General features: G+C 47.1%; 10 protein-coding genes and 1 other RNA gene. 8 read left to right on the forward strand and 3 right to left on the reverse strand.

Features of this window, described 5'->3' with window-relative positions:
* The first annotated feature begins 168 nt into the window (after positions 1 to 168).
* Positions 169 to 1389, forward strand: a complete 1221-nt coding sequence (locus SPK40_RS11480; protein WP_330960556.1) for an ammonium transporter — start codon at positions 169 to 171, stop codon at positions 1387 to 1389.
* Positions 1390 to 1662: 273 nt separating this feature from the next.
* Positions 1663 to 4062 (forward strand): DUF3772 domain-containing protein, encoded by a 2400-nt coding sequence (locus tag SPK40_RS11485; protein WP_330960557.1) that lies wholly within the window; start codon positions 1663 to 1665, stop codon positions 4060 to 4062.
* A 143-nt stretch (positions 4063 to 4205) separates the two neighbouring features.
* Here the strand turns inward: SPK40_RS11485 and SPK40_RS11490 are convergent, their stop codons facing one another.
* Positions 4206 to 5066, reverse strand: a complete 861-nt coding sequence (locus SPK40_RS11490; RefSeq protein WP_330960558.1) for a GIY-YIG nuclease family protein — start codon at positions 5064 to 5066, stop codon at positions 4206 to 4208.
* A gap of 315 nt (positions 5067 to 5381) precedes the next feature.
* Here SPK40_RS11490 and SPK40_RS11495 point away from each other — a divergent pair, with 315 nt between their 5' ends.
* The 6 genes from SPK40_RS11495 (at position 5382) to SPK40_RS11520 (ending at position 14542) form a co-directional block, all read left to right on the forward strand.
* Positions 5382 to 7085, forward strand: a complete 1704-nt coding sequence (locus SPK40_RS11495) for a class I SAM-dependent DNA methyltransferase (RefSeq protein WP_330960559.1) — start codon at positions 5382 to 5384, stop codon at positions 7083 to 7085.
* The gene (locus SPK40_RS11500) at positions 7075 to 8424 is read left to right on the forward strand and encodes a restriction endonuclease subunit S (protein ID WP_330960560.1); all 1350 of its coding nucleotides are present in this window, start codon (positions 7075 to 7077) and stop codon (positions 8422 to 8424) included. The genes SPK40_RS11495 and SPK40_RS11500 overlap by 11 nt, the downstream gene beginning before the upstream one ends.
* Positions 8425 to 8459: 35 nt before the next feature.
* Entirely contained in the window at positions 8460 to 9482 is a 1023-nt protein-coding gene (locus SPK40_RS11505) for an ATP-binding protein (RefSeq protein ID WP_330960561.1), read from the forward strand.
* A gap of 2 nt (positions 9483 to 9484) precedes the next feature.
* The gene (locus SPK40_RS11510) at positions 9485 to 9988 is read left to right on the forward strand and encodes a hypothetical protein (protein ID WP_330960562.1); all 504 of its coding nucleotides are present in this window, start codon (positions 9485 to 9487) and stop codon (positions 9986 to 9988) included.
* 121 nt (positions 9989 to 10109) lie between these two features.
* Positions 10110 to 11297 (forward strand): PD-(D/E)XK nuclease family protein, encoded by a 1188-nt coding sequence (locus SPK40_RS11515; protein WP_330960563.1) that lies wholly within the window; start codon positions 10110 to 10112, stop codon positions 11295 to 11297.
* Positions 11294 to 14542, forward strand: a complete 3249-nt coding sequence (locus SPK40_RS11520; RefSeq protein ID WP_330960564.1) for a type I restriction endonuclease subunit R — start codon at positions 11294 to 11296, stop codon at positions 14540 to 14542. The genes SPK40_RS11515 and SPK40_RS11520 overlap by 4 nt, the downstream gene beginning before the upstream one ends.
* A gap of 134 nt (positions 14543 to 14676) precedes the next feature.
* Here SPK40_RS11520 and ssrA read toward each other — a convergent pair.
* Together ssrA and smpB are read right to left on the reverse strand one after the other, a co-directional pair.
* Positions 14677 to 15044: a transfer-messenger RNA gene (gene ssrA, locus SPK40_RS11525) on the reverse strand.
* A gap of 44 nt (positions 15045 to 15088) precedes the next feature.
* A complete protein-coding gene (smpB, locus tag SPK40_RS11530) occupies positions 15089 to 15571 on the reverse strand; it encodes an SsrA-binding protein SmpB (protein ID WP_036751449.1) in 483 nt (160 codons plus the stop codon).
* Positions 15572 to 15631: the final 60 nt, after the last annotated feature.

A 15631-nucleotide genomic window follows, 5' to 3' on the forward strand; every position in this document is an offset into this window, starting at 1 on the left:
TTATTTGATTAAATATCAATAGTTTGATTTATTGCTGTTCAGTCGTGTCCATGTCTGGTGTTTTTGGAACACTTATTGCTTAACCCTGAGTCTTGTAAAGTTTTGCCCTCTTTTAGGGCTATTGGTTGTTTTTTGCACAGTTCTTGTGCGAACTTAGGGAAGAGTTCAATGACTGAATCGATGTCGCAGGTTTCCGGGGCCGTGCAGGCCCTGACACAAAGCGCGGATACACTATTTTTACTGCTCGGCGCGATCATGGTGTTTCTGATGCACGCCGGGTTTGCGTTTCTGGAAGTCGGGACCGTCCGGCAGAAAAATCAGGTCAATGCGCTGGTGAAAATTCTGGCTGACTTTGGGGTCTCAACGGTGGCTTATTTCTTCGTGGGGTACTGGCTGGCTTATGGCGCGCACTTTTTTGAAGATGCGCAGACCCTGTCTGAGGGGAACGGGTTTGCCTTAGTGAAGTTTTTCTTTTTACTGACTTTTGCTGCCGCCATTCCGGCGATTGTCTCGGGCGGGATTGCGGAACGCGCCCGGTTTAATCCGGTGCTGGTGTCCACCTTTTTTATTGTCGGCTTTGTCTACCCGTTGTTTGAAGGCATGATCTGGAACGGCAATTTTGGCCTGCAAGCCTGGTTTGAAAACCAGTTCGGTGCTGTGTTCCACGATTTTGCCGGTTCTGTGGTGGTGCATGCGGTCGGCGGCTGGATTGCACTGGTCGCTGTGATGCTCCTGGGCATGCGAAAAGGCCGGATCCGGGCCGGAAAACACACCAACTTCGCCCCGTCGAATATTCCGTTTCTGGCGCTGGGCGCCTGGATCTTATGTGTCGGCTGGTTCGGTTTTAATGTGATGTCGGCACAGTCGATCAATGGCGTCAGCGGGCTGGTTGCGGTGAACTCACTGATGGCAATGGTTGGCGGTATTCTTACTGCGGTTATTCTGGGGAAAAACGACCCCGGCTTTATTCACAACGGCCCGCTGGCCGGACTGGTTGCCGTGTGTGCCGGTTCCGATCTGATGCACCCGCTGGGTGCTTTCGTGACCGGGATTGTAGCCGCAGCGGTTTTTGTCTGGCTGTTTACCTATATTCAGAATCACACCAAAATTGATGACGTACTCGGCGTCTGGCCCCTGCACGGCGTGTGTGGTGCCTGGGGCGGTATTGCCGCAGGGATCTTTGGTCTGCAATCGCTGGGCGGCATCGGCGGTGTCAGTCTGGTGGTTCAGCTGATGGGTACCGGCATCGGCATTGTCATCGCACTTGTCGGGGCTTTCATTGTTTACGGTCTGGTCGATAAACTGTCCGGCTTGCGCCTGAGCGAAGAAGACGAATTTAATGGCGCCGATCTGGCCATCCATAAGATCAGTGCGATCAACATGGAATAAGTTGATTGAACTTCAGCCATTGAAAATGCCGCCTTGTGCGGCATTTTTCGTGTGTACTGTTATCTAGTGAGTTGTTATCCAGACGGCTCATTTCTGTCTGATTTCTTAGCCTTATGACGACCGGAGCAATAGCTATCGCTTAAGCTCATGATGTGTTCCTGTGTCTGGATGTCGTGCATGCAAGCGGTGATGGAATCTCGAAACGCCGGGCAACATTTTTGGCGAAAAATTTGGCGAAAGGCTGGTCGAAAATTGGGGCAGAAAGCCTGGCGAGTGTGGTTTTTACTTTGTCTTGTGCCAGTGCTGCTGGATGTCGGACTGGCCGGCGCCGGAGAAACGGAGCTGAAAGCTCTGCACCAGAAAGAGCCTTATGTCAGCTGGGATCAGACGGCCTCTCAGGCCCGGGATATGCTCAAAACCCCGTCAGCGGATACCGCCAAACTGGAGCAAATTCGGGCGACGCTCGCTGAGCAGCGGGCCGAGGCATACCAGATCTCGCAGGATAAATCTGTGGATGTACGTTGGCTGGAGGCACAGATTAAATCGCTCGGCCCGGCGCCCAAAGAAGGGGAGAGTGAGCCGGAGGTGATCGCCAGTCGCCGGAGTGAGCTTGAAAATGAACTGGCCACCGCCAGCGCTCCCCTTTTTCTGGCGGTTGCTGCCTACGAACGGGCCAACCTGATGGTGGGCGAAGTGGATAAAGTGATCCGCAGGCAGCTGACCGACAAACTGCTGGATAAAAGTCCGACGCCATTGTGGCCCGGACACTGGGGCGATGCGCTGAGTGAACTGGTTCAGTATGCGCGTCAGGTCAAAGCTGAGTTTCAGGCCGCCCGGCAAGATGCAGACAAAGCCAGGGCAATGACAGGATCAATCCTGCCATTTGTCGGTCTGACCGCTGTGGCGGTGCTCACCATGATTCTGGCTCAGCCCTGGGGGATTAACCAACTGGACCAGTACAGCCGTACGCTGCGCCGGAAGAGCCATATTCTGATTTGTAACCTGTTCTCAACCTTACTGAGACTCGTCTTTCCGTTGCTTTCGGCCTTGTTGTTGCTGACTGCGATTGGGCAGCTGAAGCTGCCGTTGCCCTCAGCACAACTGACGATTCAGTCGCTGGCGGGGGCGGCGCTTTATATCGTGATCAGCCACTGGCTGGGCTTTCTGATCTTCCGTCCTCAGACGCCGGAGCAGCGGATCATTCATCTGGACGATGCGTCTGCCACGGAGGGCATTCATATCTGTCAGTGGCTTGGGGTGTTTATCGGGCTGATTATTCTGCTGACCGCCTGGAAAGGGGATTATTCTTTTTCGGCTGCCAGCTCGGCTTTTTTTACCTTACCGGTGATCCTGTTCGGCAGCTGGTTAATGTGGCGATTGGCGCAGTTGCTGCGAAAAGCTGCGAACCGGGCCGATGAAACGGAAGCGGACAGCGAGCAGACCAGCCACGTCAGCCGCGGGGTACTCAATGCGCTGGTCTGGCTGATGAAAGCTTCCAGTGTGCTCAGTGTGGTGTTTGTCTGTCTGGGGTATGACAGCCTGGCACGTCAGGCCATCATCCCTATGGTAATGTCGATTGCCTTGCTCGCGTTTGCTATGGTGATTTACTACGGTCTGCTGAATTTTATCTTCCGGATTTTCGGCAGCTCAGACAGCCCGGCAGACGCACCGGACGCCGGGGTCAGTGAGAGCCTGTTGCCCATTGTGCTGATCGTGATCATCTGTTTGTTATTTGCGCCGGGACTGGCGCTGATCTGGGGCGCTCGCCTGACCGATATCGCTGAAGTCTGGCGTTTACTGTCTGACGGCATTGAACTGGGTGATGTGCATCTGTCGCTGGATGTCATCATTACCTTTGTCCTGGTCCTGCTCGCCGGGGTACTGTTGACCCGCTGGATTCAGTACGTCCTGCGCAATTCCGTACTCCCGAAAACCAAAACCGACCCCGGTGCCCGCACTGCGATTGTCACCGGGTTGGGTTATGTCGGTTATACGCTGGCAATCATCATTGCGGTCTCTGCGGCTGGACTGAATCTGTCCAACCTTGCCGTGGTGGCCGGTGCACTGTCAGTCGGGATTGGTTTTGGCTTACAGACCATTGTTTCGAATTTTGTCTCCGGCATCATTCTGCTGATCGAACGGCCCATCAAAGAAGGGGACTGGATTGAAGTCTCAGGCCATTCCGGGTTCGTGCGTAAAATCGCTGTACGCTCCACCCGAATTGAAACCTTCGATTTGCAGGATGTTGTGGTGCCTAACTCTGATCTCATCGCCGGCATCGTTAAGAATATGACTCTGCGTTCGAACCATGGCCGTTTGGTCGTCTCTATCGGTGTCGCCTACGGCAGCGATCTCAGCATTGTCAAACAAGTATTGATGGACGCCGCGACAAAGCACACCATGATCCTCAGTTACCCCGCACCCAGCGTCGTCTTCACCGACATGGCCGACAGCGCCCTGCTGTTCGAACTGCGCTGCTTCGTCCGCGACATCAAAGAATTCAAAGTCATTAAGTCCGACCTCCTGTTCGACATCTACCAAACTCTGACAGAGCAAGGCGTCAGCATCCCATTCCCGCAACGGGATGTGCATATTAAGGGGCTGGAGGCGATGGTCAAAGCGTGGGGAGAAGGGAAAGGGAAGTCGAGGGATGAGGGATTGCAGGAGGATTAAATCCCTTACAGAAAACAAAAAGCCCGCCAGGTCAGGACCTCGGCGGGCTTTTGACATCCGAAGATGTCGCTTTTAACCTTTACGGTGCTTTGTCAGTGATTCAAGTTGTAATGCTGAGGTGCATTTGAGAGTGAACCGGGTGCCTAAACTCCCATCTCGATTTCTTTCAGCGATCGGCCTTGTGCGTCGCGCCAGTAGTCAGGCCCGCTGCACGGATACCCAAGCAGAACCGCTGAGGCCTGCGAAGCGCTGGTAAATAAAATATCATCGGTGGCAATCAGCTTGTCACCGCTCTCCACGAACAGCCCTTTTTCTATCAGGTTGGCTCTCAGATTGGTATAGCCAATCGAAAGACTCTTTTGTATTTCTGGTAATGCCTGAGAGTTTTTGAGGACGACGATGCCTTCATCGGTTAACTTGGCAGTTGCGTCGATTTTTTTAACTTTCAGCTTTAACAGGCTTTTTTGCGGCGTTTCGGTTTCCTGAAGATCAAAGATGACTTTCGGCTCAAGTAATTTATGGCCCAGAGAGCCAATCACAACGCGGATGCTGTCGATGAATGTTTCCATCGCATCTCTGTCTCCACGGGGCAAAGAGGCCGTTGGTGGGCGTTTGTCATTATCCAGCGCGTAGCGGTTCGATGACATGACAATCTCGATGAGCCGGGCTTCTAAGTATTTCACATGAGCTTTGGTCAGGTTTTCATCTTTGTTGGTAAAGCAGATGGCTTCATTCCAGAAATCTTTTGCCGCGATGTGTTGCTGTAATCGCCTCTGGATATGCTCTGCTTCACCAATGTAGACAAGGTTTTTGCCCGTCTCGGAATCAAACCCAAACAGAAAATAGACACCCGGCCTTTGTGTTTCTTCCCAGTCCGCCAGATCTTTGACATGAATGCGGGGGACAGCAATGGCTTGCCCGGTCCAATTGACAATTTCTGCATGGCGAATGCCGGTCACCGTTCCGTTTGCGAGATAAATTTTGAGCTGTGTGCCACGCGCCATCTGAAAAGCCTTTGAATTTGTAGAGTTTAATCCCAGGCATGCTAATACGAATGTATTGTTATTTCTATCGATTATTCTGGAAGGTTGAGCGTAGTCTCTGGTGAGTGGGCACGTTGTGCTTGTTAGCTGTGGCCTTTCGACTGATGCTTAATTCGTGTTTTGTTCAGGAAAATCATTGATTACGTACATTGTCCAGCACTACATGCTGACACTTTCATGAACGTAATAGAGAAGAACTCTACATCACACAATGAAAACGTATTGACTTAGCGATATCATACGCACAATTTTGTCGATATTTCAGAAACGAGCGCAATGAACGAACAAGAACAACTATTTCTCAAAGAGCTGGAAAGTAAGCTCTGGACTGCCGCAGACAAACTCCGTGCGTCACTCGATGCCTCTCAATACAAACACGCAGTGCTTGGTCTAATTTTCGTTAAATACGTGTCTGATGCCTTCACGCTTCGCCAAGAAGAACTAAAACAAGAGTTCGCTAACCCTGACCACGAGTATTTCCTCGACCCAGAAGGTTACACGGCAGAGGAGCTTGAACAAGAAATCGCGATTGAGCTAGAGCAACGCGATTACTATAAAGAGAAAAACGTATTTTGGTTGCCTACTGAATCTCGTTGGCAGTTCCTGCAAGACAATGGCCCAATGGTCATTGGTGGTGCCGATTTGGTCATTGATGGTAAGACGAAGAAAATCACTTCTGTTGGGCATCTGATTGATAATGCATTGGAAGGGATTGAGCGTGACAACCAGAAGTTAAAAGGTGTACTCAACAAGCACTACGCTTCTCTAAAAATTGATCAGGCAAAACTGAATGAGCTGATTAACCTAATCGCGACCATTCCGTTTAATCATAAATCCCTGAACAGTAAAGATATCCTTGGTCATATTTACGAATACTTCTTAGGGCAATTTGCTCTGGCTGAAGGTAAAAAAGGCGGTCAGTTCTACACGCCAGCGTCCATCGTATCACTGATTGTTGAGATGATTGAACCATTCGAAGGTCGTGTATATGACCCTGCAATGGGTTCCGGCGGCTTCTTTGTGCAATCAGAGAAGTTTATTGAGCGCCGTGCTAACCAAAAAGAGATTGATCCGCTAACGCAAAAACAAAGAATCTCGATTTACGGTCAGGAGTATAACTACACCACATGGCAACTGGCGGCGATGAACATGGCAATCCGTGGCTTGGATTACGATTTTGGTAAGGAGCCAGCCAGTACCTATACCAACGACCAACACCCTGATTTACGAGCTGACTTCATCATGGCGAACCCGCCTTTCAATATGAAAGAGTGGAATACAGGTGTCGATGACAACGATCCGCGCTGGATATACGGCACACCACCATCAGGTAACGCGAACTTTGCGTGGATGCAGCATATGCTTTACCACCTCGCACCAGACGGTTCTCAGGCCTTGTTACTTGCCAATGGTTCAATGAGTTCCTCTACCAATAACGAAGGCGAAATTCGTGCAGCCTTGGTCGAGAACGATTTGGTGGAATGTATGGTCGCGCTTCCGGGGCAACTGTTTACCAACACGCAGATCCCTGCCTGTATCTGGTTCTTAACCAAAAACAAAAAAGCTCGTACCGATAAATCAGGCCGAAAACTTCGTGATCGTATAGGCGAAGTGCTGTTTATTGATGCGCGTAATCTTGGCTATATGAAAGACCGTGTACTGCGGGATTTCACTGGTGATGATATTCAGAAAGTCGCTGACCTCTACCATGCTTGGAAAACAGGCGTAGAAGTGAATGGCGTGGCGTATGAAGACCAAGCGGGCTTCTGCAAATCTGCAACCTTGGAAGAAATAAAGAAACACGATTTTGTGCTCACTCCGGGACGTTACGTTGGCGCTACTGATGAGTTAGATGATGGCATTCCATTTGGCGAGAAGATGGCAACGCTAACCGCTAAATTGACTGAGCAGTTTGCAGAGTCAGCCACCTTAGAAGCCGAGATTAAGAAGAACCTAGCGGGGTTGGGTTATGAGTTGTAATTGGCCCACAGTCACGGTTGAAGAGATTGCCTCTGAGTCACCTAATGCCCTAGCTACAGGCCCATTTGGTTCAGCTATCAGTTCTAAATTTTTTACTGATAGTGGTGTCCCTGTAATTCGAGGCTCGAATCTTAGTACAGATACAGGTGTTCGCTTAAAGGATGAAGGAATAGTTTTTGTATCTGAAGAGAAAGCTAAAGAGTTCTCTAGATCAGTGGCACGAGTAGGTGATTTAGTTTTTACTTGTTGGGGAACCATTAATCAAGTTGGTTACATCGATGGAACATCTAATTGGGATGAGTACATTATTTCCAATAAACAGATGAAATTGACTGTCGATACGACCAAGGTTGATCCGAGGTTTTTGTACTATGTTTTTTCTAGCCCATTAAAACAAAGAGAGATTCTATCCAATGGTATAGGGGCAGCAATTCCGGGTTTTAACCTTGGACAACTGAGAAAACATACATTTCAGCTTCCTCCCTTACTTACCCAATCAGCTATATCTGATATTTTGGAACTACTCGACAAGAAGGCGAATAAGAACGCCCAAATTAACCAAACCCTAGAAGAAATGGCGCAAGCCATCTTCAAATCATGGTTTGTCGATTTCGATCCGGTCAAAGCCAAGATGAATGGCGAACAACCAGAGGGAATGGATGCGGATACTGCCTCGCTATTCCCCGATAAGCTTATTGAGTCCGAGTTGGGTTTGATTCCTGAGGGTTGGGAAGTTCAAGAAGCAAAGAAACAGCTCGATGTTCTCCGAGGCTTTAGTTACAAAGGGCAAGGTTTAGTATCTTCTATCGATGAAGGTATACTTATGCATAACTTGAACTCTGTACTTGAAGGCGGAGGCTATAAGTATTCTGGTCTCAAGTATTATTCAGAAGAGGTTAAGGATAAGTTCGATATCAAAGAGGGGGATGTTCTTGTCGCTAACACCGAGCAGGGACACAACCACCTCTTAATTGGTTACGGAGCAATGGTTCCGAAGCATTTAGCCCATGGTTTCTTTAGTCATCATACATTCAGAGTAAGACCTACAAAAAATTCCAATATCACGCCTGAGTTTATAGAGCAGTTATTTGGAAAGGGACGATTTGTTAGGCAAGTACAAGGTTTTACTAACGGAACCACGGTAAACATGCTTCCTGTAGCTGGTATGGAAATGCCTCAGTTTGTTGTTCCACCAAAAGCTTTGGCTCAAAATTTTACCAAACTAGTTAAGCCTATGAAGGCGATGATTGAAGAAAATCATAAAACAAATATTGAGCTAGCAAAGCTACGAGACACCTTACTTCCTAAATTGCTTTCCGACGAAATAACTTTAGACTGAGCAATAGGTTACGAATTATCTATATAGGTAAAATTATGATTCATGATTTTAAGCTAGAAAACTATGGCCCCATCATCAAAGCCAATGGTAAAGAATTGGGAAAAATCAACCTAATATTGGGTGAGAATAGCACTGGTAAAACCTTTTTACTTAAAGCGTTGTATAGCGCCATTCGTAGCCATGAAGAAGCGAACAAAGGCAATAGCAACCAAGATTTCTCAGAAGTGTTGAGTGATAAGCTCTATTGGACGTTTCAGGTTGATAAAATTGGAGATATTGCCACTAAAGGCGAAGGTAAAAGGTTAACTGCCAGTATTTCTCTAGATGACAAGAGTTCATTGGTTTTCGGGTTCGGCAAAGACACAATAAAGAAAGTGACTCCAACTTACAATAACCTGTCTCAGCGCAGCTCAAACTCAGTGTTTTTGCCTCCTAAAGAAGTATTATCTTTGATGGATGTGATCTATAAATCCACAGAGATAGATAAGATTTTTGGGTTTGATGCTACTTACTCCGACCTTGTTGCGGCTCTCAAAATTCCAACGCAAAAAGGGCGTAATCATTCTGCATTTGCTGACTCGCGTAAACGCTTGGAAAATGTTTTTTCCGGTAAAGTAGAGTTTGATGGTAAAAGTAATAGTTGGGTGTATAAAAAAGGAAACACCAAGTTCTCCATTATGTCTACTGCGGAAGGTGTAAAAAAAATAGCGATTCTTGATACGCTTCTTGGTAATCGCTTCTTAGACAAAGACTCCATAGTATTTATTGACGAGCCTGAATCCGCCCTACATCCAACAGCAATCATTGAGTTATTGGAAATTATTTCAGTATTAGCTCAAGCTGGCATTCAATTCTTCTTAGCGACTCACTCTTACTATGTGATTAAAAAGTTAGTTTTGATTGCTCAAGAACACCAGATACCTATCCCGACTTTTATGGCGAACGCTGATAACGGCACGTGGCAACAGACTTGCTTGTTACGTGATGGATTGCCGGACAACGAGATCATTAATGAGTCGATCCGCTTATTTGAGGCCGAATTTGAGGGGATTCAGTAGCTATGGTTACTATTACTGAATCTGGAATGACCTTTGGAGATTTTGATCAAGATGATTGCTACCAGATTGAGCATTCTCAGGGGCACAATTCTTTGGGGCAAGGCTTCAAAATGGTTGAATTTACCTATTTATTAGAGCAGAAGCTTTTTGTTGTAGAAGCTAAGTCAACAATACCTAGGGCAACAAGTCAGCCTGATTATGACAATTATTGGGATGAAATTTTTGAGAAGTTTGAAAATGCTCTTACTCTCCAGTTGATGGCATTTGTTAAACGAAACATGTTAGCTGAATCCGAATTACCCCCAAACCATAAACGCATGGATTGGCAACAAACATCATTTCAGTTGCGGCTTGTGATCCCTAAAGTTCCCAATGGTCACCTAGCCCCTATAACCCATAAGTTCAGGCAGCGTTTACATAAGTTAAAAAAATTATGGTGTATAAGTGACGCCCATATATTTGTAGTTAACGAAGAAAAGGCGCGACAAGAAGGGTTGTTGGTATGAGTCAGTTTATCAAATCTAAATTGCTTTCCGGCGAAATTGAGTTAGGCGAACAGAGCTAAAAATAGATAAATAATAGCCTCAGACTTGGCTAAAAGTACTGAGGCATCATGGAATCATTGATATGGAAAGTTTACTTGTTAACGTCAGTAAGTATGCATCAAGCCATCAAACGTCTCCAATAGAAAATTTTATAACAGAGGCTTTTGCTTGGTTACTACGTAATGACTCCGCAGTTAGAGATGCTATTGCTACCTTTTTGCACATAAAGGGGAAGGAACAAGGTCGGCATCTTCCCCTTATTGGCAATTCTAGCTATCTCAACACTCAAGTTAATTTTGGTGGCAAATATCCAGATATGTTTTGGGAGTCCGAAGACCAAACGTTCAGTATTGTATTCGAACATAAAATTTGGTCTGAACTTCACGACGGCCAGCTCGACAATTATCGTAAATACGCGGAAGAAAATCTTGGCGAAGCCTTCGTTATCGTCTTGATTACAGCACATACAGGACAACACAGACAAAATCCTGATCTAGCTTTGTGTTGGTATCAAATTTCAGAAGAGATTGAAAAAGTTAGTAGTGGTGATGAAAAAGACAAATGGATAAGAGATGAATTTATTAACTTATTGAAGAACAATGGCTTAATCAATATGTCTCCGATTAATCCTCTCTCCATTTCTTATTACAACGATGCTAAAAAATTAGATCAACAGCTTTACGATATTGCACAAAGAACCGCTAACAAAGAATGGCCTATTCAGAAATTGGATAGCGATATCTCATACAATAGACCTGCATTACAACGTAAGGTAGGTGTCGCTGAACGATATGGTAAGTATGACGCATGGGGACGTATTGGTTTAGAGTTCAATAACGTTACTCAGGAGTATGAAGAAGGTGGTTGGAATCCGGGAGTTTTTTGTGGTTTTCTAATTGAAGGAGAAGATCATGATATGAACGACCTTATGCCAAACGAACCACTAGCAGTCTTGATTCTGGATATTGATAAGCCTCTACATGCGGTAATGAAAACTAGTGCTCATTACAAAAGGTTGGTTAACGGACTTACCCCTCCAATTGGGTGGAATTTAAGTGACCGAATTACGGAGAACAAGAACGGAAATCCATGGCACCCGCTCGTTTTTTACCGCACTCTCTCAGACTTCATTGGCAATGCGGTAACGCTTGAACAACAAAGTGAGACCTTCTTTAAACAGATGGTAGAACTTCAGCAAGTACTTCTTAATTGCGATTCATTTGTTACGTTTTGCAAAGAAATGCATCTCCGGTATGAGGAAAAAGAATGATCACAGAAGATCAACTAGAACAACAATGCCTCGATTGGTTTCAAGAGCTAGGTTACCAATACCAAAATGGCTATGACATCGCACCGGATGGCGACACACCCGAGCGTGAGAACTACCAACAGGTCACGCTGCAAGCGCGTTTAGTGTCTGCATTGGAAACTTTGAACCCTAATGTACCCAGTGACACCTTAATTGAAGTGGCGAAAACCGTTGCCACGCCGCAAACGCCAATCCTGATCAAAAACAACAAAGCTTTTCACCAATATTTAATCGAAGGTGTGCCCGTTGAATACTCGGTGATGGAGCACGAACAATGGGTGACCAAACATACTCATGTTCGTTTCATTGATTTTGAGAACCGTGACAACAACGAATTCTTAGTGGTGAATCAGTTCACCATCACGGGCACCAAAGTCAATCGCAGACCAGATGTATTGGTCTTTATCAATGGCTTGCCGATGGCGGTCATCGAGCTGAAAAACCCCGCTGATGACCACGCCGACATTTGGAATGCTTACAATCAAATCCAAACTTACAAAGAAGAAATCGCCGATCTCTTTGTGTTCAATGAAGCGTTGGTGATTTCCGATGGTTGGACGGCGCGAGTCGGTTCGCTGACCGCGAACAAAGAGCGCTTCTTGCCATGGAAGACCATCGAAAGTGAAGACGACAAACCGTTATTAGAATTTCAATTAGAAACCATGGTGCGTGGCTTCTTTAAGCCTGAACTGCTGCTCGACTACATTCGCTACTTTGTGTTGTTCGAAAATGATGGCGGCCATTCTGATCCTGCCGCAGGCGCTATCATCAAAAAAATCGCGGGTTACCACCAATTTCATGCCGTCCGAGCTGCGGTGAAAGCGACCGTCATCGCGGCCACAACGTCTGATCAAGTTGCAGAACCACGAGCCAACTATGCAAATACGGTGGTGCCCGGAAGTAAAAAAGCGGGCGTGGTTTGGCATACGCAAGGCAGCGGCAAAAGCATTTCGATGGTCTGCTACGCGAGTAAATTACTGCAACAGCCGGAGATGAATAACCCAACACTGGTAATAGTCACTGACCGTAATGACTTAGACGGCCAGCTATTTAACACCTTCACTATGGCACAAGAAACGTTGAAGCAAATCCCTCAACAGGCAGAAGACCGCGATTCATTGCGGGATTTACTTCTCAATCGTCAGTCTGGTGGCATCATCTTTACTACGGTACAAAAATTTGCGCTGCTAGCGGAAGAAACAGAGCATCCTGTGCTATCGAAGCGCGCCAATATCGTCGTCGTATCTGATGAAGCGCACCGCAGTCAGTACGGCAATAAAGCGCGCCTTGTGGATGTCAAAGACGATAATGGCAACGTGATTGATCAGCGTTATGTGTATGGTTACTCCAAATACATGCGTGACGCGCTGCCGAATGCGGCCTTTATTGGTTTTACAGGTACACCAATTGCTCAAGATGACAAAGATACTCGTGGTGTTTTTGGTGACTATGTTTCTATCTACGATATTCAAGACGCGGTCGATGATGGTGCAACGGTGCCGATTTACTACGAATCTCGGCTAGCCAAGCTCGATATTAATCAAGATGAAATCGAAGCGCTTAACGATCAGGTCGAAGACGAAATTGGTGAAGATGAAGAAACGGAAAGTCGCGAGAAAATAAAATCACAATGGTCAGCGCTCGAAAAACTCGTTGGTGCAGAGCCTCGAATCAAACAGGTTGCCCAAGATCTGGTTGAGCACTTTACCACTCGTTGTGAAACCTTTCCGGGCAAGGCGATGATTGTTGCCATGAGTCGAGAGATTTGCGTCGATTTATACGATGCGATTGTGGCGATCAAACCCGAATGGCACAGCGATGATCCAGCCAAAGGTGCGATTAAAATCGTCATGACAGGCAGCGCCGCCGATAAAGCGAAAATGCAGCCTCATATCCACGATAAGAAAACCAAGAAGCTATTTGAAAAACGCTACAAAGATACGGATGACGAACTGCAACTGGTGATTGTGCGCGATATGTGGCTAACAGGTTTTGATGCACCTTGCTGCCATACGATGTATATCGACAAACCCATGAAGGGACATAATCTTATGCAGGCGATAGCACGTGTGAATCGCGTGTTCAAGGATAAGCCCGGTGGTTTAGTTGTCGACTATATTGGTATTGCCAATGAGTTGAAAAACGCTCTCAAGACTTACACCAACAGCCAAGGGAAAGGCAAGCCGACTGTCGACACTGCCGAAGCCTTTGCTGTCTTCATGGAAAAAATCGATGTTATTCGCGGTATGTTTGCCACGCCTGTTGATGGTGACGTATTTAACTATCGTCCGGATTTTGAAACTAAGCCGCTTCAACTGCTTCCGGGAGCCGTGAACCATATATCAGGCCTCTCGCACCGCAACAGTAAAGGCGAAGAAGTTCGTGATGGCAAACGCCGTTTCCTTGATGTGATGGCGGCGATGATGAAAGCCTTTTCTCTGTGTAATACTTTGGATGAGGTCGATGGTTATAAGAACGAAATTGCTTTTTATGGCGCGATTAAAACCGCCTTCTTAAAGCACTCAACTGTTGATACAAAACGCAGCGACGAACTACGCAACTCGGCTTTGCGCCAGATCCTCAATAATGCGATTGTGGCAGACGGCGTCGATGACATCTTTAAAACCGTGGGACTAGATAAGCCGAACATCGGATTGCTATCAGACGAGTTCCTTGAAGATGTGAAGCATATGAAAGAGCGCAACCTTGCGGTTGAGTTACTGGAAAAATTGCTGCGTGATGAAGTGAAAGCGCGGATGAAAAATGATGTGGTGCAAGAGAAGAAGTACTCGGAACGCATTATGTCAACGCTGCAAAAATACCATAACCGCAGTATCGAAACCGCACAGGTAATCGAAGAGCTGATCCAGTGGGCTAAAGAGATGCAGGTTGATGCCGAGATGATGGACAAACTCAACTTGTCTACCGATGAAATCGCGTTTTACCGTGCATTGGTTACCAACGAAGCGTCGGTGCGCACCTTAGGGGATGACAACCTTCGCCAGCTAGCCATTGAACTGACTCACCAACTACGTAAATCCGCCACCGTGGACTGGCAGAAACGCGAGAGTGTCCGTGCTCGTATGCGTAACCTTGTGCGTCGTCTACTGCGCCGCTGGAAATACCCGCCAGATGCTGCTGAGGGGGCAATTAAGTTGGTGTTGGAGCAAGCTGAAGCGTTAGCTGATGGCTGGTATCGACCTTGAGCATAAAAGATGGGGGATTTTCCCCATCTTTATATAGATGAGTGCTTGTACTGAAAAGAACACAAACAAAAAGCCCGCCAGGTCAGGACCTCGGCGGGCTTTTGACATCCGAAGATGTCGTCGTATATACGATTTGGTGGAGCTGGCGGGAGTTGAACCCGCGTCCAAAATCACTCTAACCAATGGCGCTACATGCTTAGTTTGTCTTTATTCTCGTCAGAACGCTGCGGACAAACACGCCACGTTAAGACATACCTGAATTAGATTTAACGCTTCAGCTCCCAGGTCAAAGCATCCACGCGATCTCGTTTGGGTTTGACTACCCTTGGTCCCCGTCCTACGAGCTAAGGCTAGGGAGGATAGGCTCTAAGCAGGTTATTAAGCTGCTAGTGCGTAGTTTTCGTCGTTTGCGACTATTTTTTTGCGGCTTTTTAAAGAGGCCAACCGCACCTCTGCATGCTCCACAGGCCTTCATGATCCTGTCGAATCCTGAATCAGCCCCAAAGAGGTGTTCCATACTAGCAGAAAATTCTGCCGGGTCAATGACTACCGCGAACTATGCTTCATAATTCGTGCCTTATCGCGCTGCCAGTCGCGGTCTTTGGCGTCAGCACGTTTGTCGTGAAGTTTCTTACCTTTCGCGGTCCCTAATTTCAGTTTAACCCATGAACCTTTCCAGTACAGGGAAAGTGCGACGATGGTTTCACCTTCGCGGTTCACGGCACCGGTAATTTTGTCGAGCTCACGGCGGTTTAACAGCAACTTACGCACGCGGCCCGGGTCGGCAACCACGTGTGTTGAAGCGGCATTGAGCGGCGTGATAGTCATGCCGGAGACAAACGCCTCGCCATTCCGTAAAAACACGTAACTTTCTGAAATATTTGCTTTACCTGCGCGCAGGGACTTCACTTCCCAACCCTGGAGCGAAATGCCGGCTTCATATTCTTCATGAATCGAGAATTCATGGCGGGCAGACTTATTCAGCGCAATGGTATTGCTGCCCGGCTTGTTTGGTTTTTTCTTTGCCATAGCTCGTTATTATACGTATTCAAGGTGTTAGGGGGAACGATTTTCCCAATGACTGTGCCA

Origin of the sequence: Photobacterium sp. 53610 (assembly GCF_036409375.1) — a bacterium.
Taxonomy (GTDB): domain Bacteria; phylum Pseudomonadota; class Gammaproteobacteria; order Enterobacterales; family Vibrionaceae; genus Photobacterium.